The organism is Paenibacillus cookii (assembly GCF_018333375.1).
Taxonomy (GTDB): Bacteria; Bacillota; Bacilli; order Paenibacillales; family Paenibacillaceae; genus Paenibacillus_AQ; species Paenibacillus_AQ cookii.
Genome location: NZ_BORW01000008.1, coordinates 64013 through 88529 on the forward strand (window position 1 = coordinate 64013; position 24517 = coordinate 88529).

Here is a 24517-nt window from a genome sequence, read left to right on the forward strand (position 1 = left end):
AAGCAACCGAGTGCGAGGACGGAGGTATCCATGAACCTTAATTTTACGCTGCCCGAGGAGCAGCTGTTCGCCGCGAGGCAGGCCGTCGGGGAGTCCATCCTATATTGCGTCCCGGCCGATCTGACGTATGGCGGAAGGCGGACGGAAAACTATTTTGTCGTCGGCGAACACCGCTGGGCGCTGCTGGAGGACGGGGTTGTCATCGAAAGCCGGGCGATAGCGGACGCCGAAGAATACAAGGTGGTCCCGCTGATCGGCAGCGCCGTATTGGAAGGGGACGAAGCCGGGACCAAGTTCATCCTGACCCGGCTGTCGATGAAACATGCGGCCCGATACGGATATATCGCGCAAATTTTGAACGACATATCCCGCAAACGCAAGGTCCGGATATACAACGATGAGGATGAGCCGATCTGCGCGACCTGCGGCGGGCAGCTCGTTCCCGGAACGAGGGTATGCCCGAAATGCATGAACAAAGCCGCCGCCCTCAAGCGGCTGCTGTCGGTTTCGCTGGCCCACTCCAAAACGTTTGCGGTCGGGCTGGCGGTCATTATCGCCGCTTCGGCGATATCGATGGCCGGACCCTATTTTCAAAAGCTGCTGGTCAATTCTGCGCTGCAGCCGCCGGCGGGTCAGTCGCCCAGCGTTCCGATGTTCCTTCTGGGCATTGCGGGCCTTTTGCTCGTGCTGGTCGGCGGCGAAGGGCTCGGCATCGTCAAAGGACGGATTATGGCGCGGGTCAGCTCGGAAATCGCCGCGGATCTGCGCAAGCTGGTGTATGAGCGGATTCAAAGCCTGTCGCTCGGATTTTTGACGTCGCAGCGGGCCGGAGATATCATGAACCGGATTACGTCGGATACGGAGCGGATCCGCAATCTCGTGCAGGAGCTCGCCACGACGGCGATCTTTCAGCTGATCATCCTCGTCTCCGCGAGCGTGCTGCTGTTTTCCGCCGATTGGCGGCTTGCCTTCGTGGTGCTGCTTCCGGCTCCGCTGGTCGCCTATTTGCAGCGTTACATATGGAAAGGCGTGCTGTGGAAGCTGTTCCGCAAGCAGTGGCGGGTCTATGACAAGGCCAATTCCTTCCTGCATGACGTGCTGAGCGGCATCCGCGTGGTGAAGGCTTTCGGCAAGGAGGAGCGGGAGGTCACACGTTTCCGGCAGTATAACAGCGAGTTTGCTGCGGCGACGATCCAGACCGAAAAGGTATTCAGCATTTTGGCGCCGATTTCGAACTATTTGATCCAGATGGGGCAGTATCTCGTGCTCCTGATCGGCTGCGGAATGATTTTGAATAAGGACATGACCTTGGGCGAGCTCGTACAGTTCAGCGGTTATGCCGCCATGATCTACGGGCCGATCACCTGGCTGATGTTCATGCCGAGATGGGTGTCGAACGCGATCATTTCGATTGACCGGATTTTTTCGGTGATCGACGAGCAGCCGGAGGTGATCGATTCGGAGAGTTCCGTCAAACATTCGATCCGGGGGACGATTACGTTCCGCGGCGTTTATTTCGGGTACAAATCGTATGAGCCGGTATTGAAGGACGTGAACTTCGAGGTGAAACCCGGGGAAATGATCGGCCTTGTCGGGCATTCGGGTTCGGGCAAATCGACGCTGATCAACCTGGTTTCCCGTTTTTACGACGTAAACGAAGGGGAGATTCTGATCGACGGCGTCAACATCCGCCGGATCGAGCAGGCCCACCTGCGTTCGCAAATCGGCGTCGTCCTGCAGGAGACGTTCCTGTTCGGCGGCACCATCCTGGACAATATCCGTTATTCCAAGCCGGATGCGACGTACGAAGAGGTGCTGGAGGCGGCGAAAATCGCCAATGCGCATGATTTTATCCTTCGTTTGCCGGACGGATACGATACGCGGCTGGAGGAGAACGGCAGCAACCTCTCCGGCGGCGAACGGCAGCGTCTGGCCATCGCCCGGGCGGTGCTGAACGATCCGCGGATTCTCATTCTGGACGAAGCGACCGCTTCGCTCGACATCGATACGGAAACCGCCATTCAGGAGGCGCTGCAGCGCGTCACGCGGAACCGCACGACGCTGGCGATCGCGCACCGGCTGTCGACCTTGCGCCACGCCGACAGGCTCATCGTGCTCGACAAAGGCAAAATCGCGGAAATCGGCACCCATGCCGAACTGGTGGCACGAAAAGGCATTTATTATAACCTCATTACCGCGCAGCGCAACATGGCGAAGGCGAAAACGGAGGCGGCCGTAGAGTCGGTGGTGTAGATGCGATGACCTTTTGGCTCAACGGCATAATTAGTGCACAAGAAATGGGAGCTAAGGCTTTTAAGCCGATTCCATGGTTGCTACGCTTGACTTAGGTGAGAGCAGAAATAGGGGGTGTCCCAAAAGTCTAAAGAGACTTGGAACACCCCCATGTTTTTATAGGATAGCCCATTTTAAAATTCAATCAGAGCAAACGTGTAAGGTCAGCTCTTCTTCTCTTGATTCTCTTTGTGCTCTTTATTCTTTTTATCCCGCTCCATTGCCTCAGCTACGTAATCACGTGGTGGGCGCGGGGGGATCTTATTGTTAATATTAATAAGCAGTATTATGGCAATGATCAATAAAAATATGATTAGAATTAGCAATAATCATTCATCTCCCTGGTGTCAATATTGCCAAGAAATCCCGGTCTGTATTGCTGGGTCTTGTTTGACGTTTGCAGTGATTGAAAAACTTCCTGTTCCCTTTGCATCTACACCAAGAGAACCAGAATATTTTGTTTCAGTGTGAATGTAGTGTCCTGATAAATCACCATAAGTAAATATGCTATTATTTCTTATAGCTCTATATAATACCGAACCTCTATGATTTTCTTCTTTGTATTGCTTGCCGGTGGAGTTTACCATTCCAGTATCTTCTCTAAGCTGAAGCTCAAAACCGATTCCGCCTGTTTTATCGTTTGCACTCCAAAGAGAACTGGATGTACCACGTTCAAAATTCCAAGGACCTACACCTTGAATAGGATTTCTTGAGTAATCCAACTTTTTCAAGAGATCTTGATTACTCACTGTTTGGTTATTCCCATCTTCAGCGACTGCCACTGCGGAACCAGTAAAGCAAAGAAGTAACGCGATAAGAAATGAACGGACTCTTTTCTAATTTTATTCCTCCCTATTTTGGATTATTATTACATCAAAATGTATAACAACTAAAAAGGGAAAAAGTTTGTTTTTTAGGAAACCGTCGAGGTTTAGCTTGGAAGTACAAAAAATCAGCTACTTTAGATATTATGCAAATTCAATCTGTCCGATCCGATCAAGTGTGAGGGGATTGTCCCCCCCTTGTTGTTCAGACGCCCATAGATGAAAGTCATTGAAGTCGATCATCAAGCAGCAGGTGCAAGGTATTTCTTCCGAGTGCCTACAGCACAAAATACGAAAGTCAGATCGGGTTTCTTTTTGAGGTAGAATAGCGTTCCTTATAGCCTTTGGATTAAGCGAGACCATGGTTCTTTTATCTGGAAAAAGAAGGGGGAGCAGGACAATAACCACGTACAGACAGTCTTTTTTCAAATTAGGGCTTGAATGTCTTCTGCCATCAGGTAAACTGGAAGTCATGAGAGCGCGGATTTTGCAAAGCTGCCCCAAGATCCCTAGCAGCCCGAATTGCAAATTCCGGAATATAAGGGAGGAAGGATAGTATGTCGCAAAAGTTTGAAACCCGCATTCTCCATTCTTTAGTGAAAGTGTTTCCCGATGAGGAGCTGCAGGCCGCGGCCGGCAAAGCCAAAGGCTCCGCGCTTCTGAACGAAGTGTTTTCGTATCAGGTGGCCTATCGCTCGCCGCATTTGATCCCCGCGGTGAAGGTCAAGGCCGAATCGGAGCTTGGGGATCTGGTCACCCTGCGCAGCGTCGGCTTGGTACCGTCCGAACTGCCTATTTACTCCGACCATGACGACAATGTGCTTCGGTCCACGCCGGGTTTATATCCCGATCCTTTGTTACCGCTTACAGACGGGGAGCTGAGAGCTTATCCCGGGCAATGGCGTTCCGTGTGGGTTACGGTCGATCCGAAAGGCATGGCCAAACCGGGCGTATATCCGATCACGGTTCGTTTTGCAACGGAAACTGGAGAGACGCTGGGGGAAGAACGCTTCGAGCTGGAGATTATCGGGGCCGAGCTGCCGAAGCAGCAGCTTTTGCATACGCAGTGGTTCCACGCCGATTGCTTGGCGACCCAATATGGGGTGGAAGTCTTCAGCGAACGGCATTGGGAGCTGCTGGAGCAGTACATACGAACCGCTGCCGATCATGGCATCAACATGCTGTTGACGCCGCTTTTTACCCCGCCGCTTGATACCGAGGTGGGAGGGGAGCGCCCGACGGTGCAGCTGGTGGACGTCGAGATGACGGGCGAAGGCCAATACCGCTTCGGTTTTGACCGGCTGAAACGCTGGGTGGATCTGTGCCAAAAATGCGGCATCGAATACTTCGAATTTTCGCATCTGTTCACGCAATGGGGGGCCAAACATGCGCCGAAAATCATGGCTGTCGTGAACGGTGAGTCGAAACGCATTTTCGGCTGGGAAACCGATGCTTCCGGCGAAAAGTACCATACGTTCCTGAAGCAGCTGCTGCCGCAGCTGAAAGACTGGATCCATGAAAACGGCATTGAAAACCGCAGCTATTTCCATATTTCCGACGAGCCGAGCTTGGAGCATATCGAATATTATGCCAGCGCCAAACAGATGGTCAACGAGCTGCTGTCGGGTTTCCCGGTGATCGATGCGCTGTCGGACTATGATTTTTACGAAAAAGGTTTGGTGCAGACGCCGATCCCGGCCAGCAACCATATCGAACCATTCCTTGAAAATAACGTGACGCCGCTGTGGACATACTATTGCTGTTCGCAGTACAAAAACGTCGCCAACCGGTTTTTCTGCATGCCTTCGGCCCGCAACCGGATTCTCGGATACCAGCTGTACAAATTCGACAACGCCGGATTTTTGCAGTGGGGATATAACTTCTGGTATACGCAATATTCGAAAAAAGTCATCGACCCGTTCCGCGTAACCGATGCCGGCGGAGGCTTCCCTTCGGGCGATGCTTTCCTCGTGTATCCGGGCGAGGATGGGCCGATCGAGTCCATCCGCATGGAGGTCATGCAGGAAGCGCTTCAAGACCTGCGCCTGCTGCGCCAGCTGGAGGAATGGCTGGGCCGCGATGCCGTTCTTGCCGCGCTGGAAGAGGGCCTGGAGGAACCGATGACCTTCAGCAGCTATCCGAAGGACGCCGAATGGATTTTGTCCAAGCGCGAGTGGATGATTGAAAAGGTGAAGGAGCATATCGGCAACCGCGCGGTCATTTCTTAATGCGCAGCATGGGAACTTCCGATTAAAAAACCGCAGCCTGATTCAGGTTTTGGAAAAGAACGCACCGCTTTAAGCCGATTATTGGGGCTTAAGCGGTGCTTCTTCGCGTTTGTTGCGCAGCCTTCAACTCGCGGTAACGTTTTTGGCGGCCGGATTTACCGCATGGGGATTTAGGGTTAAGCCGCGCAAGTTCCTGTATCCGTCATTGGGTTTGAAGCTCGTAAGCAAGGCAAGGGTCGGCCGCTTCCCCGCCGGCCATGTCCGCGACGGCCCGGTATAAATGCGGCGGATATTCGGCGATCCGGTGACAAAGGTACAAAAACCACTCTTGTCCATAGGTGATGTAGATGCGCACGGGGAAGCCGGCCGCCCTCAGCTTCGCGGCCAGGCCCGGGCGGAAGCCGTAAAGCATATCGAATTCGGCGTTTCCGGCGTCGAGCCATCCGCGGCGGATCGCCTCGTTGATGATTTGCTCGTCATGCGTCGCAATGGATACGTGGTGGCCTTGTCGGATCGCGTCGTGAACCAGCTCCAGATAACGATCGTTCAGTGCAGCCGAGCGGGGCAGAGCTTGTCCTTCCGGCTCCCGGAAGGCCCCCTTGACGATCCGGATGCGGCGAGGCGAATGGCTTAGGTCCGCCAAGTCCTGCCGGGTGCGGTGCAAATGCGCTTGCAGCGTGATGCCGATGTTCGGGTAGCGGGAGGCGGCCTGCCGGTAGACGTCCAAAATGCGATCCGTTTTGGCAGACTCCTCCATGCTGATCAACAGCTCCGCCTCGACCCTCAAGGCTTCTTCGGCCAATTCGGTCAACAGACGATAAGCCAGATCCGTATCCACCGACAGACCGATATGGGACAGGTCGAAGCAAACCCGATCGCCCGCTCCGTTCAACTCCCGGATGATCGTTTTCAGCTCTTCGGCAGCCGCCTGGCATACCGCCCGATCTATCGTATTTTCGCCGATGTATTCCAGGGAAGTCCTGTACCCCATGTCCGCAAGTTTGCCGGCGGCATCCAGGCCGTCCCGGCGTTCCTCGCCGGCGACGTACTGCCTCGCTGCGCGCCGCAGAAGCTGATAGAGCCAAGGCGTTTGCTCCACAAATGATTTCACGTCCGGGCGTCTTGCCACCGATTTTAAGGCGTCCGCCAGACGCCGCTCCCAGTCGGGTTCATGGTTCATATCGCAAGCCTCCTTTTCTTTATGCCTTTAAAGTATACAAAGGCTCGGGAGGCTCGTATTGTAAATTATTGCTCTATGGCATCCGGGTGGAGACGTACCGTTGGGGCGTCACGCCGACGATTTTGAAAAAAGCCTTCGAAAAATGGCTCTGGTCGTAATACCCGGTCTCAGCAGCAATATCCGCGATCGGCCGCCTTTTCAAAAGTTCGGCCTTCGCATGGTTGATCCTCAGCAGGTTTTGGTAGGCGTGAGGCGGCATGTGCGTGCCTTTCTTGAAAAGGCGTATGAGATGGAATTTGCTGACCCCCACCGCTTCCTCCAGCCTTTGGAGCGTAATCCGCTCATGATAGTGGGCATGAAGGTATTCCTGAATCCGGCGGATGTGCGGCTGTTCGCACCCGGGTCCTGATGGATGCTCCAGATCGAGCGTATTTCGGCTGGCGAGCGCATAAATCAACTCAACGGCAGCGGATTCGGCGGCCAACGGTTCGTCCGCCCCGGCGAGAGCGTCCGCCACCTGATTGATCAAGCGGCGGCAATATTGATTTTTGTGCCCTTCCAGTAAAAACGGGATGCGCAGCGGTTCCGCCATGGCCGGCTCCAGTTGGTCCAGCCATTCCGGCTTGATGAACAACATTTTATATTTCCATGAATCGAGGGAGGCGGGGCGGCAGGCATGCAGCATGCCTGGCGGAAAACTGATCGCCCTGCCCGTCTCTACCCGATACGCGTGTCCGTCGCACCAGGCTTCCGTTTCGCCTTCGTCGATCAAGCCGATCGAATACTCTTCATGAAAATGCTTCTGATAGGCCAGATCGCTTCGCGTGCATCGTTTGGCCTCCAGGAAAGGCAAATGTTCGTTTCTATAAAAGGTTACATTCGTCATAGAATTCTCTCCATCCGGTGTCCGACCCCATAATTACAAGCAAGATGACTCCTTGAACGTAAGGAGAGTTAGTCCATCATTCGAGCAGAATGTATTGGCTCAGCTTGTGCTTTTTCCTGTGTAGTATTGCTCCAGGATCTGTTCGATGTAAATCATGACCTCCCGGTCCATGCCGTAGATTTTGGCGGCTTCGCCAGGCTCCGGTTTGATGTAATCCCAATATTTTAGAGCCAATGCCTCGTCGTCTTTGAATAATTGTTCGGCATAAGCCGCTATACGGGCAGCCAGACGTTGGGAGCGCCCGGACGCGGGAGAATCGTTGAGCTGCGCCCGCAACTCGTTTAGTATATCGGCCCATTCCATGGCAAGCGGATCGGCAGGTTCATGGGACGGCAGCTTTTCCATTTCCTCTTCCGTAAAGAACAGCCGGCGAATCTGCCGTTTTCTGTCCGGCTGTCTTTCGATTTCACGGATAAAACCGAGCATCTCTTCAATCCGGACTTCCTTGGTCGCCCTCATGGCATAAAGCGATGATTGGAGCAGATGCTCGACCTTTTGGATTTCTTCCTTCTCTTTTTGCAGCTCCGCGATCTGGCGCTCGATGACGCGGACCCATATGTCGTAATCGTCGCCCGTTTGCCGCTCAAAATGTTGATCGAACATCTCCTTGATCTCGCGAAGCCGAAACCGCATTCGCTTAAGGAGCACAATTTGCTGCAGACGCATGACATCCCCCGGACCGTAAAGCCGGTATTGATTGTCCGGGCTGCGTTTGGGCTTTAACAGATTCATTTTTTCATAATAATGCAGCGTTCGGATCGAAATGCCGGTTTTTTTGGACAGTTCCCCGACCGTATACAAAATTTTTCACCTCACCTCTTTTTTGCGCGAATTCGGCGAACCGTAAGCATGCACGCAAGAATAAGGGCTGCAACCACGACCGTCATAAAAAACAATATAAACAATTCCCCCGTACCAGGCATCGTTTCATGATACGTAAACAATCTTTGCTCCCTCTGCAGCACGGCAAACCTGGAAATTTCAAGATACGCAAGATGAAAACCGATGGGGGCCCAGAAGCTGCCGGTCGCTATTCTGAGCAGCTGCAGCGCGGTCCCGAAACATAGCAGAAGGATTACGTATTCGGCGTTCATCTGAGTGGCCATCCCCATTCCGCTAAGCCGCTGCAGGCAGGCAACCGCAACCGGAACGAGCACGAACATGGCAAGCTGAAGCGGGAAAGCGGCAAGGGCAGGAAGTTTCAATCTCAGCGTGCCGTACGCAAAACCCCTTAACACGGTTTCTTCCGGCAACGCCTCGTAGAGGAAAGCGAACATGATGTTGACCGCGATGCTCCCCAAGAGCTCCGGAGAGAGATGCCATTGCGCAATGCCGATCCATCCCTGCCAACACGCAATGATGAATCCGAAGCCTGCAAGGCCGACGGCAAGACCCGCTCCGATGAGGAGATGGACGATTCCTTTTCGAAGGCGATCGCCAACAATATCGCTCCAAGCTCTGCCCAGCAGCCTCGTTTGAATATAATAAACGGCCGCAAGGCTAATGGAACTGATAATTCCTCCTTTACTTAATTGGACAACGATGACATTCGCACCTGCAAGTTTGAGCAATCGGCCGGCCGCTGTCGCTGCGTACAAGCCGATTGTCAGGGACAACCATCCCAGGAGGACGGCTGTTATCCACGTTTTGGTTTCCGCGCCGGTTGGCGAAGTTTTCATTGATTCCATCAACTTTTCCCCTCCTTGGCGCTATTGTAAACCCTCTACTATAGGTCAGGGTCAAGAGGGGTCTGGATCAAGACGTTAAATAATGCGAGCGCTTCTTGAGGAGAAACGAAGATGCCGTCGGATTATTTGTGAAAAAATGAACAAATTATGAACTTCGTGCATGAACCTATTGATTTGTGAAAAAAATCACAGTATACTGTAAATGTGAAATAAATCACAACTAAACATTACAATTCGAAGGTTAAAATGCAGCGGCTTCACGACAGGCATGAACTTTTAAATTTCTTTAGATGAAGAACCATCGGACTTACCGATTATATTCGAGGAGGAATTACGATGAGAATTGCAGTGATTGGATGTACCCATGCCGGAACGGCAGCGGTGGCGAATGCAGCCAAGCTTTACCCTGATGCCCAAATTACCGTTTATGAACGCAACGACAACATCTCGTTTTTATCCTGCGGCATTGCCTTGTATGTAGGCGGCGTCGTGAAAGATCCGGAAGGCTTGTTTTATTCGTCGCCGCAGCAGCTGGCGGATTTGGGCGTCGTGACCCATATGCGCCATGAGGTGCTTGCGGTCGATACCGATGCAAAAACGATGCAGGTGCGCAACCTGCTGACCGGAGAGGTATTCAAAGACTGCTACGATAAATTGATCGTCACGACAGGCTCTTGGCCGGTCATTCCGAAGCTTCCGGGCATGGAGCTCGGCAACATTCTGCTCTGCAAAAACTACGAACATTCCAACACCATCATCGAAAAAGCGAAACATGCGAACCGCATTACGGTGGTCGGCGCGGGTTACATCGGCGTTGAGCTGGTGGAGGCGTTCGAGCAAAGCGGGAAGCGGGTGACTTTGATCGACAGCGCGGACCGGATTTTGAACCGGTATTTGGACAGCGAGTTCAGCAGCCGGATCGAAGACGCGTTCCGCGGTCATGGCATCGAGCTGGCGCTGGGGCAAACGGTGAAAGCTTTTGAAGGCAAAGATGGGCTTGTCAGCCGCGTCATCACCGACAAAGGCGAAATCGAAACGGATATGGTCATTCTTTGCATCGGCTTCCGTCCGAATACCGAACTGCTGAAAGGCCAGGTGGATATGCTGCCAGGCGGCGCCATCATCGTCGACCCATACATGCAAACGAGCAAAAAGGACGTGTTTGCGGCCGGCGACAGCTGCGCCGTGCATTACAATCCGACCGGGAAGGCGGCTTACATTCCGCTGGCTATGAATGCGGTGCGGATGGGACTGCTGGCGGCCCGCAACCTGATGGGACCAACGACGAAATATTTGGGCACGCAGGGCACGTCGGGCCTCAAAATCTACGATCTCAACCTGGCTTCGACGGGACTGACGGAAGGCGCCGCAGCCGACGAGAAGATCCATGCCGAAGCGGTGACCGTCAATGACGCATACCGTCCGGAATTTATGCCTACGGCCGAGACGGTGATGCTGAAAGTCGTATATGACAAAGAGAACCGCCGTCTGCTGGGGGCGCAGATCATGTCCAAGGTCGATCTGACGCAAGCGATGAACACGTTGTCGGTATGCATTCAGAACGGGATGACGATCGACGAGCTGGCTTTCGTCGACTTCTTCTTCCAGCCTCATTTCAACAAGCCTTGGAACTTCTTGAATACGGCCGGCATCGCCGCGCTGCCGAAGCTCGTAGCGGGCGAACTGCAGCACGCTTGACCTGACCGCACGAAAAAAGGTCATCGGGTCATCTTTAGGGATGACGCCGATGGCCTTTTTTACGCCGTTTTGAAGGAGTAAGCGAACGCAAACATCTGCGGACGATAAAGCGAAAGCCTTAATCCTCCGAATGTTGTTTTTTCTCTTTGCCTCCCACCTGGAAGCCGACCTGGCCGTCATGGCTGCCGACGTTGCCGCCGACCTTGAAGCTTACGCCCTGGCCCCCGCCTACTTGGGCACCCGCGTGGGCGCCGAGGCCGTGATCGCCGCCGATCTGCGCTCCCGTGCTGAAGGCTGCGCCTTGACCGCCGCCGAGCTGGCCTTTCACATGGGCGCCGAGGCCGTGTTCGCCCCCGATTTGGGCTTCGGTGCTCAGTCCGATCCCTTGCTTCAGACCGGCATGGCCCTCGGCCTGCACCTGAATGCCGTATTTGCCGCCGAGATTGCTTTCGGTTTCGAATTGGAAGCCTTTTGTTTTGTTATCCAGGTTCGCCCCTCCCTGGACGTTCAGACCGTATTCCTCCGCGCCGACGTGGCTGCTGACCTGGTTGCTTATGCCATGTTTGTCGACCTGGGTTTCTGCCTGGAAGCCGGCGCCGTGTTTGCCGCCAACTTCGATGCCGGTGTTCATTTTGACGCCCGTATGGCTTTTTTCCGGTTTGGCCTTTTCGGGCTCAACCTGTTCCGCCTGGACGTTTTCCGCTTTTACTTCGGCGGGTTTCGTCTCCGTCTCCGGCTGAAGTTTAATCTGAAAGCCTTTGGAAGTCGGTTCGACCCGTGTAGGGTCCATCGCTGAGTAAGGCGCGTCATAAGGGATGCCGGGGTATGGAGCGGCCGGGAACGGCGCGTAAGCCGGGTAGGCTGGATACCCCGTATAGGCCGGATACCCGGTGAACCCGCCTCCGTAAGGAACTACCCGTTCCGGCATGGGACAGAAATAAGGCGATGGAGCAAACGGGCCGCGGAATGTATAGGCAAACGGATAATAGGCGAATGGAACCGGATGTATGTGCTGGAAGGCGGGCCCGAAGGGATAGCTGCTTGTCGTCATGAGATAGAACCTCCAGATCAAATTTGATGATATAGCCTATTCAATGGGGCGAGAAATGACACATATATTATGTTTTGCTTTTGGGGGAATCGGGAGCGCTGCAACCGGCACCGGGCAAAAGAGGGGACGAAAGGCGGGGGCCGGATCGCATCTGGAAAAAAAGGGGTTGTCAACGGGAGTGCGAATCTGCTTAAATCAAATAAAAAAGGGTGATGACCAATGCCGCTAGTGGATATGCCCCTATCGGAGCTGAAAAAATACCAAGGGATCAATCCCAGACCGCATGATTTCGACGCTTATTGGGAGAAGGCGCTTGAGGAGATGCGCGCCGTAGACCCGCAGGTCGAGCTTGTCCCGGCTGAATTCCAGCTTCCGTTCGCGGAATGCTTCCATTTATATTTCACGGGTGTAAGCGGTGCCAGAGTGCATGCGAAATACGTTCGGCCTAAAGGGAGCGCCGAACCGCATCCGGCCGTGCTGCTTTTTCACGGGTACACCGGACATAGCGGCGATTGGATGGACAAAATGGTGTATCCGGCGCTCGGCTTTTCCATCGCGGCGCTGGACGTTCGCGGGCAAGGAGGCCTGTCCGAGGATACCGGCGGCGTATCGGGCAACACGCATCACGGCCATATTATCCGCGGACTCGATAACGAGGATCCGCACCGTTTGCTGTTCCGGGACATTTTCCTCGATACGGCGCAGCTGGCTTCGATCGTCATGAACATGCCGGAGGTCGACGCGGACCGCGTCGGGGCGACGGGTTGGTCGCAGGGCGGTGCGCTTACGATCGCTTGCGCTGCGCTTGAACCGCGCATCAAAAAAGCGGCGCCGGTTTATCCGTTCCTGAGCGATTACCGCAGAACCTGGGAAATGGATTTGTGCAAACACGCTTACGAAGAACTCGGAAAATACTTCCGCATGTTCGATCCGCAGCACAAGCGCGAGGACGAAATTTTCACGAAGCTGGGATACATCGATATTCAAAACCTGGCGCCGCGCATCAAGGCCGATTGCCTGATCGGGGTGGGGCTGATGGATATCGTTTGCCCGCCTTCGACCCAATTTGCCGCTATCAACAAAATTACCGCACCCGTGCAGCTGGAGATTTTCCCGGATTTCGGGCATGAAGGCTTGCCCGGGCTGAACGATAAGATCATTCAATTCATGAAGGATCTCTAAGATTCAATAAGGACGGAACCCTAGAATAATCCTCTTTTAGTAAACAAGAGAACTAAGACACCGTTAAAATCGGCTTAATCTTGTTGAACGAAGGGGATTTTTCATATCTGGTGATTAGAACAATCCTGTATGACCGTGCACTTTAGCAAGTGCCTCCACACTATTAGAACAGGAAGAGCAAGGTTGGATTGGTGGTCTGGATCCTCGCGTAGAAATGGACGGGCTGATGCTTGGGCGCGTTGGTTTTGGTTACTCATGCCTCCGTTTTATTGATCCAATAATTCCATCAGTGCTAGCATTGGAACTTCCCAAGATTAAGTAACTAGTAATTCATTAACTATAAAGTGAAATAGAACAGTAATGACAGTGAATTATTATTTCACTGTCATTATTCCATTGCTGAACATTCGGGAATTATTGTTGACAATAAACGTATTCTGCTTGTATTAATATGCTAATGTTGTTAGCAGAGTTACGGGGAATTATTGCATATTTTACTTTTTTGACCATGTTGTATATATTTATAGAAAGTGCCTTCACTATCATCGTTCTAAGTTAGGAACTAAGAGGTAGTGTCAAGAATTTTGTGTAAATGAAGATTTCCTTGTCTTGTAGGTGCAACGGTTTTAGTCCTTGGTTGTGAACATAGCCTGCAGTTCAGCACGTGCAAGATCAAAACCCATATGGCAACGTGTAGTGAAGCGCTGGTTATAGTCCTCAAACTGTGCCACCAGGAATTTTTCTAGGGTTTCTTCGAGTCGATTCGAGTGGAATTGTTCTTTACGTTTGCTGTATTTCTTTATCTGCTTGTTGAAAAATCTCTATAAGATTCATTGAGTAGATACTTCTCCAAATTGAATTCGGGAAGCTATGGGTTATCACGTAAAGATTTAACGACTTTAGGATAGACAGTTTTCCATTTATCGCAGAAGTTCTCAAGAGCAGCCTTATAAGGTGCAACGTTTGCTGCTTAAACTCTCCGTTGCGATCTCTAGGAATGTTAGCTTTAGGCCTCCGTAATCGGTGTGTAGCCACCGTTTCTAAAGTTTCCAGATACGGTCATACTTTTCATAGTCCAAGAAGGCGGTTAATTCCGTTTCTAACAAGCGATTCATAGCTGATTCCAGGTGCTTGCGGAATACTTAGTCACATCCTGTTTTGTGACGAGCTTGGACTAAATCTGATTTAAAATGATTCATAGGGAAGACCTCTTTTCTATGGATTGTTGTGTGGTAGCTCAATTCTACAAGAAAAGGTCTTCCTTTTGCTATTTATCTATTTACACAAAATATTTTATGCCCTCATTTTTTTCGTATTGAAAGAAGGTAACTTCCTTGTCTAAGAAAGAGTCTTTTATTAAGGGTACGTTGATTCTTGTAGTGGCCACATTGATGGTTCGTGTACTTAGCATTGTTCAACGTGTACCACTTGAGCATGTGTTTGGGGATACTGGGAACTCTGCATACGGACTTGCTAATAATCTTTATTTGATGTTGCTAACAGTAGCTTCCGCAGGAATTCCTAGTACTTTAAGTAAAATGATATCCGAGCGCTATGCTCTAAATAAGCCCCAAGAGGTAAGTCGGATATTTCGTGCAGCGTTGATCTTTTCGGCAATATCTGGCGTGTTAATGACACTCCTTTTATATTTAGCGGCACCGTTCTATGCGGAGTACATTGCAAAAGTACCTGAAGCTTCTCTGGCGATTCGGGCGATAGCACCTGCTCTGCTTTTATTTCCTGCTACTGCGATAATGCGTGGATACTTTCAAGGACGAGGGAATATTACAGCTTCTGCAATTTCTCAGATAATTGAACAAATTTTACGGGTGATTACAGCCGTTGGACTGGCTTTTGTAATGCTGGGAATGGGATACTCCGATAAATGGCTGGCTGCGGGTGCCTCCTTTGGCGGCGTTCTAGGCAGTATTGGTGCTTTTGGAGTCATGCTATATTATTTGTTGAAAAGACATAAAGAGGACCAAGTAAACTCTTCAGTTGTATCTGCTCACGAAGAAACCATTATACCTTATACACAGATCTATTTGGATATTTTCAAGCTTTCAATTCCTATAGTACTGACTTCCCTTGCTGTTACTGCTGTAAACTTCATTGATGGTTCAATTGTTAAGATACTTTTGATTGGACAAATTGGAGAAGTATTGGCGGAACAGATGTTAGCATATCTTACTTCACGTGCACAGATGGTAGCTGGGATTCCACCCATTCTTGCAATAGCACTCAGTACATCCCTGATACCAGTAATTTCTGCTGCGTTTACTCGAAAAGATGAAGATCATCTTCGAAATCAGGTTACGTTAGCGATGCGGATTGCAATTCTGACAAGTATGCCGATTGTAATTGCACTAAGTACGGCTTCTTATTCCGTTAACGGGCTGTTGTTTAAAAGTTTAGATGGCAGCGATATCGTCGGTCTTTTAACACTCATGACAATTTTTCAAGTTACCATGATGATCAGTAATTCAATCCTACTAAGTTTAGGTAAACCGAACTATTCTATGGTGAATGTTGCGATTGGTATTGCAGCAAAGGTAGCAGGAAGTTACATTCTATCATGTTTCTTAGGAATATACGGAATTATATTTGCAACTGGACTGTGTTTTTTCATTATTACTATTTTGAACTTATATGCTATAAAGAAAATAGTACCGTTCTTTATTATGGGAAAACGTTGGATTGGATTCTTAATAACTATAATAGTTCTTTCGGGAATAGGGTATGGTCTAAACCTAGCAGGGATACAAATGGTGTCGATTTTACCTGATCGCATTGTGTTCTTCCTGACTTGTTGTACCGTTGGCATAGTGGTAGTTGCCCTCTATCCAATCTTTCTGGTTCTGCTGCGAGTTATTCGGCAAGATGATCTAAAAGACTTTCCTACTCCTTTGCGCAAAATCATATCACCATTTATGAGGCTTCAGCTGTCTAAATCGGTTGAGCGCAAATAATATTAAACTTTACCAATTGTGAAAGGTTGCAGGAAAATTAAAGGGCCTTAGTCCAATGAAAATCAGGACAAAGGCCGCTTGCAATGTCTACTTGATAGGGGGGCAGTTCACATCTGTTGGATGGTTTAGGACTGCCCCGTCGTTCAATTGGCTTGAATCATGTCAATTAGATCTTGTATCGGACGCATTTCGCGGTTGGCATCATACGGATAGCGGTTCAGCAGTTGCAGCAGCAGTTTATGCAGATTTCCGTTGTTCGTCTGCTGCAGAAGCTCATCCATTTGCGCAATCAACTGCTTGTATTCCTGAATATGATCCGGGCCGTACACCTCGAATTCGAAGAAGGAGTTTCCGAATACGGTGGCGCGTTTGATGCCCTGGAATTTAACGTAACGCGCCTCCTGCGGATCGAATGCAATGATGTCCAGGGTGCCTTTGGAGGAAATAGTTCCATCCCCGCCGGAAACGTTCGTCCAATTCTCCTTATCCGTCGATACGAACAATTGGTATTTCTCCGCGTAGGCTCCCTGCCACTTGATGACGACCTTGCTGACGTCTTTCGGTTCGCCGAGATCGACGATAAACCAAGCGTCATCCACGTAAGCGCTCGACCATCTGGAGAGCGGGGACAGGTCCCCGTCCACGGCTTTGTCGGGCGAGTAATACGGGAATTCGGTTTCGGACGATTCCGCGGCTTTATGAAGGGCCAAATTGTCGCTGCTAAGCAGATCGATCGGCTTGTTGTAGATCATGACGTTGTCCAGCATGCCGTTAAACGCGTTCGTATCGCTTCCGATCCGGAGCGTCGGCAGCACGAGCGTATGCAGTTTCGGGGCTTGTTCCTCCAGCCTTTCCACATATTCGTCCAGGTTAACGAACAGCGTCACGCCTTTTTTGTCGCCTTTCAGCGTGATATGCGTCCACTTGTCTTCCGGAACCGCATAGTTGAACGTGCTGTCGTAATGCTCTTTCGTAAACCCGAGCTTTCCGGAAGCGCCTTGTTTGAGCTTGAGCGTACCGGCAGGGGATTCCATCAGTACGGCATTGTCCGGGTTGCCCGGGTCGGGTTTGATCCACATCGATACCGTCCAACCGAAACCTAGGGACTCGATCGGCGTTTGGATGTAGCTTTTCCCGCCGTTCAGGCGGACGCCTTTGCCGTATTTCCCGTCGGCCGTTTCGACGTTGACGCCCTTGCCGTCGAAGCGGTTGCCGGATTCATCCTTGAACCGGTTTTCAAAAAGGTATTGAATGACGCTGTTTTCATCGTTATCTACGGCGATCTTGTGGGACAGGTCGGCGTTCGGCGCGTCGGCTATGGCTTTCGCCCGCTGCTCGAATTTCTGGAAGGATCGGTCTTCCCGCGTTCCGGTCCACATTTTTTCCGATACGGCTTGAATGCCGGGAAGCAGCCGCTCATGCGAATCGTCCATCGATAAGCCGTTGGCGTCGGACACGTCGTTCCATAAGCAGAACATGCCACCTTTGACGCGCGGATGCCCGTAAGGAAGCGTGGTCGTTTCCCATTTGACCGGCTCCCACTCGTTATAGATGAATTGGGAATTCAAATAATCGCCGTATAACGTAGGAACGATGTACATGTATACGTTTTGGGCATTGACGACGTCGTAGCCGAGATCGACCGCCTGCTGCGCCGAACCGTAAGGCTCATGCCAAATATCCATCGTCGCGTCGGTGCTGATCGGGGTCACGCCGTTGTATTGGGTGAGCCCGCCCCACAGATGCGGACGTTTGCCTTTGCTGTTGATATGCTTGATCAGCGTATCCATGTACCCCCGGAAAACCTCGACATCCGGTCCGTGGTATTCGTCCGTGCCGATGTTAACGTCCGGGCCGATGAACGTCGGGTCGCTTCCGTCCAAATATTCATCGAATAACGATTTCACGAACCGAACGGTTTCCGGTTTGGAAATATCGAGGTTGCGGCTCTCACCGAGCGCCGGATTGTAGGAAATAAACGCGCCGGAATGCCCCGGCGTATCGATCTCCGGAATGACGTTGACGCCGTATTCCATGCCAAGCCGCTGCAGGTCTTTGAACTCCTGCTTCGTATAATGGCCGTTTGGACTCGCGAGTCCGGGATAGGTGGTGCTTTCCAAACGGAAGGCGGCGTTCGTTCCGTCGGCGAACGGCGTGCCGACATCATCGTTCAAATGGATTTGGAACGTGTTCATTTTGTACCAGGACAGCAATTTGACGTAGCTCCGGAGAAAATCGATCGTGTAAAATTTGCGCGCGACGTCGATCATCAATCCGCGCTGCGCATATTTCGGATAATCTCTCGCTTCCCCCTTCGGGATGGTGCGGTCCGGATGCTGCTTGAGAATCTGCAGCGCGGTCCGGGTGCCGTAAAACGCCCCTTTGGCGGAAACGGAGGAGATCGAAACGTAGTCCCCGACCCGGAACAGGTTGCCTTCTTCGCCGAGCCACGCGAGGGACGGATCGATGGACAAATACAAATCGCCTGTTTTCGGTTTGCCGGCCACGACTTTGAGATCGTATCCGGTCACGTCGAGCAAATCCTCGCGGGTCAGCTCGGCCGCGTTCCGCAAAGCCGCTTCGTCCTGCGGATTCACGACGATGCGCGACGATTTTTTGAGCGCAAACCGGCCGCTGTCTCCGTACCATTCCTGCAAGGAAGGGATGACGTCGGGCTCGGTGTTGCGGTCCGGGGTTTGCTTATGCAGTCCCGGCACCACGACCGGTATGTTCCCCGAGAGCAGCTTCCGGTCCGGGTTTTTCCCGTCTTCCACCTGCACGATCAAATGGACTTTGGCATCGACCAGCGGCGTGCGGATTTGGCCGTCCATGCCGATCACCGGCAGGCGGTCGCTTCCGTACAAGCTGACCCGGTACCCTTCCGGCACGCCAGCCGCCGACCAGTCCAGCTGCGTTTGCCCCGGCCGGACGGTTAACGCGGCGGCGACGTTGTCGATGATCGATTGCAGGTCGTGCAGCTGATAAACCTCGAATTCATAGAAGGAATACCCGTACAGCGTGCCTTCCACAGGCGCCCGTTTGACGCCTTGGAATTTGACGTAGCGCGCTTCGCGCAAAGCGAAGTCGATCGTTTCGACGCCGCCTTTGCAGGAGATGATGCCGTCGTTGGCCCGGATGTTCTCCCAGTTTTCGCCGTCGACCGATACGAGGATTTTATAAGAGTCGGCAGGGGTTTGCCAACGGATCACGACGCGGTCGATTTCCCGGGGTTCGCCGAGATCGACGTAAAACCATTGGTCATCCTGCAAGGCGGAGGACCATCTTGTGTTTCCTTTTCCGTCCACGGCCAGCTCCGGATTCAGATAATCGACTTCGTTGCCGGAAGCGAAAACGGGTTGGTGAAGCGCCAAATTGGTTCCGCCGAATGTGGATGTTGCGGCCAAACCGGCTTCGCCTGCCTGCGGCCCGTTTGCAGATCCGCCGGGATCCTGTCCGTATACGTCGTCGGTGACGCCGGCAGGTTTTTCGGTATCGTGTTCTCCGGCCGCCGGGGGCGGCAAGTCCTTTGAGGCGGCGGACATGTCCTGAACTTCAGGTTTCGCGAGCGCCGCGGTCGGGTGGACGGCAGGCATCAGCAGGACGGTTGCCAACAACATTGAAAAGGCTTTCATTTTTGTTTTCTTCATTTGTCCCTCCATAATGGTTTTGTTTGATGGAAAAGCCATACACAGCAAAACTTGCAGGGAATTTGCCTTTCATGATGAGATACTTGGATGATAAATCCGCCTTAATAATATAACGCGGTTGATTTTACCGGCAATATACAGTTGATGACATCGGCAAGGAATTTTCGTTTTTATGCAAATTTAATACGGGGGACCAGCCTTACGGAAACGGCTTCCCGTCCAAGCCCTGCGGATCATAAAGACTTCCTGGCAAGGAAGGTAATATCTCCCGGCCGTTGAATAAGATAAAACAAGTTATTTTACGGTATGGGGGGAATCGCGCATGCAGCGCAAATGGGTCAATTCGCCGTACATCTTCGCCCTCGGCATGTTTGCCATGATGGTGCCGAGCCAGGCGTTCAGCTCATATTACAGCTTTTTTTACGTGGAGAAGCTGGGTCTCGGCATCGGACTGGCGACGCTGGCCCGCACTATTTTTCTCGTCTGGGATGCGGTCAACAACCCGCTGTTCGGGCACTGGTCGGACCGGACCCACACCCGCCTCGGAAGGCGGCGGCCTTGGGTGTTCGGCGCCATGCCGCTGTTTATGCTCACGTTCATCATGGTGTTTTCCCCGCCGGGAGGGCTGTCGCAGAACGGCTTGTTCGCCTGGTTCCTGACGGCCTTGGTTTTGTTCGAAGCCGTTTCGACGGTGCTGTGGGTCAATTACGGGGCGTTGTTCCCCGAGCTGTACCACGGCGACCGGCTGCGTGCCAAAGCCTCCGCGATCCAGCAGAGCTATCAAGTCGTCGCGCTGTTGATCGGTTCGGCGCTCACGCCAATCGTTTTTAATGCGCTCAATTTTACCAACATGTCGATCATTTACGCCTTCGTGTTCGGCATTGCGATGCTGGTCTGCATGCTGGGGGTCCGGGAGCGCGAGGAATACAGCGCCGGCGAACCGCTAAAGCTGGTGGCCGCGTTTCGGGAAACGCTCGGCAACAAAAAGTTTTGGCTGTTTAACATTTCGAATTCATTTGCCCAGACGGTGAACGGCTTGATCAGCTCGATCATCCCTTTTTACGCAAAATACGTGCTGAAAATCAGCGACGCGCAGGTGACGCTCATCATGGCCGCGGTATTCGTGTCAGTTATCCCGCTCGTGTTCGTCTGGTATTGGATATGCCGCAAGCTGGACGGGGTGAAGGTATGGAGGCTGTCGCTCGCCGTTTATGCCGTTTCCGTGCTGCCGCTTTGGTTCGGGTTTAACCTGGTCAGCGGATTGCTGGCGGGCATCGCCGTCGGCTTCGGCCTGGCCGGTTTTTTGGTGACCCCGGCGATGGTGAGCGGGCGGATCATCGACGAAGACGCCGAAAAAACGGGGCTGCACCGGGAAGGCATCTATACCGCGGTCGCCGGATTCATTACGCGTTCCAGCGGGTTGATATCGGCGCCTGCGTTTTTGGTCGTAGGTCTGGTGTTCGGGTATGAAAGCGGCGACAAACCGGGCCCGAATCCGGAAATGACGTTTCGCGTGCTGATCAGCGCGGTGCCGTTCTGTTTGCTGCTGATCTCGATCGCGATATCGCTGCTGACCCGGTTTGAATTTACGACGCATCGGAGAGGGGATGTAACGCATGGGGAAAAAACTCATCCTCAATTGTGACGATTTCGGGCAAAGCCCGGCCTTGAATCAAGCGATTATGGCGCTGCTGGAGGAAGGGAAGGTATCGTCGGCGACGATCATGACGGTGGCTCCCGGGTTCGAGGAAGCGGCCGCATGGACCGCCAAACGGCGCCAGCCCAATGTCGGACTGCATCTGACGATGACAAGCGAATTCGAGGCGCTCCGCTGGCGCAGCCTGACGGGCGACCGGTCGCTGCATGACGACAGCGGATATCAATACCGCACCGTAAAAGAGTTCGAGCAGGGCGCGGCTACGAGGGCGGTCATGAAAGAAATCGACGCGCAGTACGGGCTGGCGCGAAAGGCCGGCATTGCGGTCAGCCATGTCGACAATCATATGGGGAGCCTGTACGGCATGGAAACCGGGCGCAGCCTGCTCCCCCAGACGTTGTGGAAGGTATCGCGCTGGAAGCTGCCGATGCGCTTTTTTCGCCGCATTTACAAGGAGGATCCGCTGCTTGGTTCCTTGGAGGGCATCGAACGGCCGGTGGCCCAAGTGGCGGCGCTGGCCGACGCCTTCGGCGTGCCGATTCCCGATTACTTGCTGTCGCATCCTTTTGCGGTCGAGGACGGGGAAACGTACGACAGCTTCAAGCAGTCGATCATCGCCAAGTTATACCGGTTGCCCGACGGCGTCTGCGAAACGTACATTCATCCCGGCGTTCCCGATCCCTGGATGCAGGAGCATATCCCGAATTATGAAAAAAGAGTGTGGGAATACCGCCTGCCTTTTGATGACGACTTTGCTTACGCCCTGCGCGACGCCGATGTCGAGTTGACCGGTTACCGGTACGTGCAGGAGCATTTAAAGCGGCCGCGGCTGCGTTCCGGGCTGAGGCTTGTGAAGCTGCTGCGATAAGAAGCGGCACGATATAGAGCCAAGCGACCGTTGATCCGCTGCGGAGGCTCTTGGATATACCCACAAATAAAAGGAGGATGCCGATGCATCCTCCAATCGATTTCCAGCTACCCGGCTCCGGGAAACTGCAGCGAAATTACCGCGCCGCCGCCGCGGGCGTTGCCTGCGCGGATCAAGCCGCCGCACCGCTCGACGATTGCGCGGGAGATGGCGAGGCCCAGGCCGGATTCGCCGTCTTTGCCTTTCACGAAACGGTGGAACAGATAGGGCAGCAGGTCCTCCGGAATACCCGGCCCGTCGTCGCTGACGCGGATCACGATTCGCCCGTCGCGGGTTTCGGCATGAATGTAAATATGCTGCCGCGCATAACGCACCGCATTGGAGACCACGTTCAGCATGGCTTGCAGCAGCTTGTCGCGGTCTGCGCGCAGCGTGCCGGCATGAAGCTTTCCGCACTCCGTATGCAGGATGATGCCCTTTTTGACGAGCAGCGGATTCAGCCGCTCCACCGTCTCCGTCAGCAGCTCCCGCACGCAAATCTCCTCGTCTTTGAACACGTCCTCTTCGCTGTCCAGCTTGGCCAGCAGCGTCATTTCGGTCACGAGCTTTTTGAGCCGCGCGCTTTCGTTCATGATGATATCGAGCCCTTTCCGCACGTTGTCCCCTTCAAACACGCCGTCGCGAATGCCCTCCGCGTACCCGGAGATGGACATGAGCGGCGTTTTTAGTTCATGGGACGCGTTTTGGAAAAACTGCTTTTGGACATGGTTGAAGCGGTTCAGCTCCTTGGCCATGTCGTAGACCGATGCGGCGACCGAGCCGATTTCGCCTCCGGCTTTGATGAAGGTAACGTCCGCGAAACGGCGTTCCTTGACCTTGGCGAGCTCATCGCGAAGCCGGATCAACGGCCGGATGAGTTTTCTCGTAATAAATAGGCTGAAGAGAAACATCGCGAGTCCCGCCGTGCCGAAAATGATCAGCAGCCGCTTCAGCAAAGCCTGTTCGATCATGCGGATTTTGCTCATCGGCGTATACAGCGTCAGTTTCCCCTGAGGGGTCAGCTGATCGACCGTAATGTAGTTTTTATCGAAGCCGTCGAGGATTTTTTGCGCGCTCTTCGCTTCCGTACTGCTTACGGCCGCCGCCAAAGGCTGCATGCGTTTCATTTCAAGGGGGGATGGGGACATTGCGATGATGCTGCCCGTCTTGTCGGTCAAAATGGCACTGATGCCGGCCTTCGAGGGGGTGACGGGCATTGCCATCGTTCCTTGTTTGGCGGCACGGCTCTCGAGGGGGAGAATTTCCATCTTCAGCGAGGTCGTCATTTCGACGCTCATCGCTTTCAAATCCTCTTTTTGCGCGCCGATCAGATGGTCGAGCAGCACGTAATGCAGGACGAATCCGGCCACGACCAGCACCAGAACCAGCGCGATGCCAAACGCGAGATTGATTTGGTGAACGAGTTTCATAGGGATTGATCGCCTCCATCATGTCTCATCCGGTAACCATGCCCCCATACCGCTTCGATGGGAAGCCGGCTTATTTTTTTGCGCATCCGTTTGATCAAATGGTCTACCGCCCGGTCGCTGCCAAAATAATCTTCGCCCCATACATAGGTCAGCAGCTCGTCCCTCGTAAAGGCGCGGTTCGGGTTTTCCGCAAAAACCTGCAGCATCGCAAACTCTTTGCTGGTCAGATCCACTTCCTCTCCGTCCCAAAAGACGCGGCGCTCTTCCGGCAGCAGCTGCAGGCGGCCAAGCCCGACCCGGACGGGGGAAGATGGCGGCTGTCCTTCCGGACCGTTCAGTTTGTACCAGCGCTGCAGCTGTCTTTTGATGCGGGCGACCAGCTCGCGCGGGCTGAAGGGCTTGACCATATAATCGTCGCTGCCGAGTTCGAGGCCCAGGATTTTATCGACTTCATTGTCCTTTGCGGAAATCATGATGATCGGCACTTCCGCTTCGCTGCGGATTCGTCTGCAGAATTCATACCCGTCCATGCCGGGAAGCATGATATCGAGCACCCACAGATCCGGCGGACTGCTCCGCCACAGCTCCCATGCTTCTTCCGCGCTAGCCAGCCCGACGGTGCGGTAGTTTTCCTTTTGCAAAAAAGCTTCGACCAAAAGGCGTATATTCGTATCGTCATCCACGACGGCGATGGTATATTGGTTATTCATGTTCAAATCCTCCCGTTTCTCTTCCTCCAGTATACCAACGGGCGGGCCTCCAATGGAAAATGCCATCGTTTTTCCATCGATCAAGCCATGCTTTGCCATCCTTTTTAG

Annotated in this window: 16 protein-coding genes and 2 pseudogenes; 7 read left to right on the forward strand and 11 right to left on the reverse strand. The window is 52.9% G+C overall.

The features are described 5' to 3' along the window. Window positions 1-30: 30 nt before the first annotated feature. Window positions 31-2253 (forward strand): ABC transporter ATP-binding protein, encoded by a 2223-nt coding sequence (locus KI367_RS10215; protein ID WP_212949412.1) that lies wholly within the window; start codon window positions 31-33, stop codon window positions 2251-2253. Window positions 2254-2639: 386 nt separating this feature from the next. Here the strand turns inward: KI367_RS10215 and KI367_RS10220 are convergent, their stop codons facing one another. Then, the gene (locus tag KI367_RS10220; protein ID WP_212949414.1) at window positions 2640-3041 is read right to left on the reverse strand and encodes a hypothetical protein; all 402 of its coding nucleotides are present in this window, start codon (window positions 3039-3041) and stop codon (window positions 2640-2642) included. A gap of 632 nt (window positions 3042-3673) precedes the next feature. On the opposite strand from KI367_RS10220, the gene KI367_RS10225 reads away from it, so the two are divergent. Further along, window positions 3674-5344, forward strand: a complete 1671-nt coding sequence (locus KI367_RS10225; RefSeq protein WP_212949416.1) for a DUF4091 domain-containing protein — start codon at window positions 3674-3676, stop codon at window positions 5342-5344. Between the two features lie 202 nt (window positions 5345-5546). Here the strand turns inward: KI367_RS10225 and KI367_RS10230 are convergent, their stop codons facing one another. The 4 genes from KI367_RS10230 to KI367_RS10245 form a co-directional block, all read right to left on the reverse strand. Continuing rightward, window positions 5547-6524, reverse strand: a complete 978-nt coding sequence (locus tag KI367_RS10230; protein ID WP_212949418.1) for a proline dehydrogenase family protein — start codon at window positions 6522-6524, stop codon at window positions 5547-5549. 73 nt (window positions 6525-6597) lie between these two features. Next, the gene (locus KI367_RS10235) at window positions 6598-7410 is read right to left on the reverse strand and encodes an AraC family transcriptional regulator (RefSeq protein ID WP_212949419.1); all 813 of its coding nucleotides are present in this window, start codon (window positions 7408-7410) and stop codon (window positions 6598-6600) included. Between the two features lie 99 nt (window positions 7411-7509). Beyond that, window positions 7510-8271, reverse strand: coding sequence for a MerR family transcriptional regulator (locus KI367_RS10240; RefSeq protein ID WP_036713332.1), 762 nt, complete (start codon window positions 8269-8271; stop codon window positions 7510-7512). Window positions 8272-8282: 11 nt separating this feature from the next. Then, a complete protein-coding gene (locus tag KI367_RS10245; protein ID WP_212949421.1) occupies window positions 8283-9158 on the reverse strand; it encodes a CPBP family glutamic-type intramembrane protease in 876 nt (291 codons plus the stop codon). Between the two features lie 336 nt (window positions 9159-9494). Here KI367_RS10245 and KI367_RS10250 point away from each other — a divergent pair, with 336 nt between their 5' ends. Continuing rightward, a complete protein-coding gene (locus tag KI367_RS10250) occupies window positions 9495-10856 on the forward strand; it encodes an FAD-dependent oxidoreductase (RefSeq protein ID WP_212949423.1) in 1362 nt (453 codons plus the stop codon). Window positions 10857-10974: 118 nt separating this feature from the next. Here KI367_RS10250 and KI367_RS10255 read toward each other — a convergent pair whose 3' ends face one another. Further along, window positions 10975-11907, reverse strand: a complete 933-nt coding sequence (locus tag KI367_RS10255; RefSeq protein WP_212949425.1) for a hypothetical protein — start codon at window positions 11905-11907, stop codon at window positions 10975-10977. A 219-nt stretch (window positions 11908-12126) separates the two neighbouring features. On the opposite strand from KI367_RS10255, the gene KI367_RS10260 reads away from it, so the two are divergent. Next, window positions 12127-13089 (forward strand): acetylxylan esterase, encoded by a 963-nt coding sequence (locus KI367_RS10260; RefSeq protein ID WP_212949426.1) that lies wholly within the window; start codon window positions 12127-12129, stop codon window positions 13087-13089. Window positions 13090-13715: 626 nt separating this feature from the next. Here KI367_RS10260 and KI367_RS27585 read toward each other — a convergent pair. Both KI367_RS27585 and KI367_RS27820 read right to left on the reverse strand, forming a co-directional pair. Then, a pseudogene (locus KI367_RS27585) lies at window positions 13716-14032 on the reverse strand (transposase); the annotation flags it as partial. Between the two features lie 2 nt (window positions 14033-14034). Beyond that, window positions 14035-14231: pseudogene (locus tag KI367_RS27820) on the reverse strand (transposase); the annotation flags it as partial. Between the two features lie 192 nt (window positions 14232-14423). On the opposite strand from KI367_RS27820, the gene KI367_RS10270 reads away from it, so the two are divergent. Continuing rightward, entirely contained in the window at window positions 14424-16058 is a 1635-nt protein-coding gene (locus tag KI367_RS10270) for a putative polysaccharide biosynthesis protein (protein WP_212949428.1), read from the forward strand. A 143-nt stretch (window positions 16059-16201) separates the two neighbouring features. Here the strand turns inward: KI367_RS10270 and KI367_RS10275 are convergent, their stop codons facing one another. Further along, complete coding sequence (locus KI367_RS10275; protein WP_212949430.1) at window positions 16202-19705, reverse strand: discoidin domain-containing protein; 3504 nt, start codon at window positions 19703-19705, stop codon at window positions 16202-16204. 322 nt (window positions 19706-20027) lie between these two features. Between KI367_RS10275 and KI367_RS10280 the strand changes: the two genes are divergently transcribed. Both KI367_RS10280 and KI367_RS10285 read left to right on the forward strand, forming a co-directional pair. Further along, complete coding sequence (locus KI367_RS10280; protein WP_212949431.1) at window positions 20028-21350, forward strand: MFS transporter; 1323 nt, start codon at window positions 20028-20030, stop codon at window positions 21348-21350. Beyond that, on the forward strand, window positions 21322-22230 hold the full coding sequence (locus KI367_RS10285) for a polysaccharide deacetylase family protein (RefSeq protein ID WP_036713326.1): 909 nt from the start codon (window positions 21322-21324) through the stop codon (window positions 22228-22230). The genes KI367_RS10280 and KI367_RS10285 overlap by 29 nt, the downstream gene beginning before the upstream one ends. Before the next feature lie 107 nt (window positions 22231-22337). Here KI367_RS10285 and KI367_RS10290 read toward each other — a convergent pair whose 3' ends face one another. After that, complete coding sequence (locus KI367_RS10290; RefSeq protein ID WP_212949433.1) at window positions 22338-23699, reverse strand: sensor histidine kinase; 1362 nt, start codon at window positions 23697-23699, stop codon at window positions 22338-22340. Beyond that, entirely contained in the window at window positions 23696-24409 is a 714-nt protein-coding gene (locus tag KI367_RS10295) for a response regulator transcription factor (RefSeq protein ID WP_212949435.1), read from the reverse strand. The genes KI367_RS10290 and KI367_RS10295 overlap by 4 nt, the downstream gene beginning before the upstream one ends. Window positions 24410-24517: the final 108 nt, after the last annotated feature.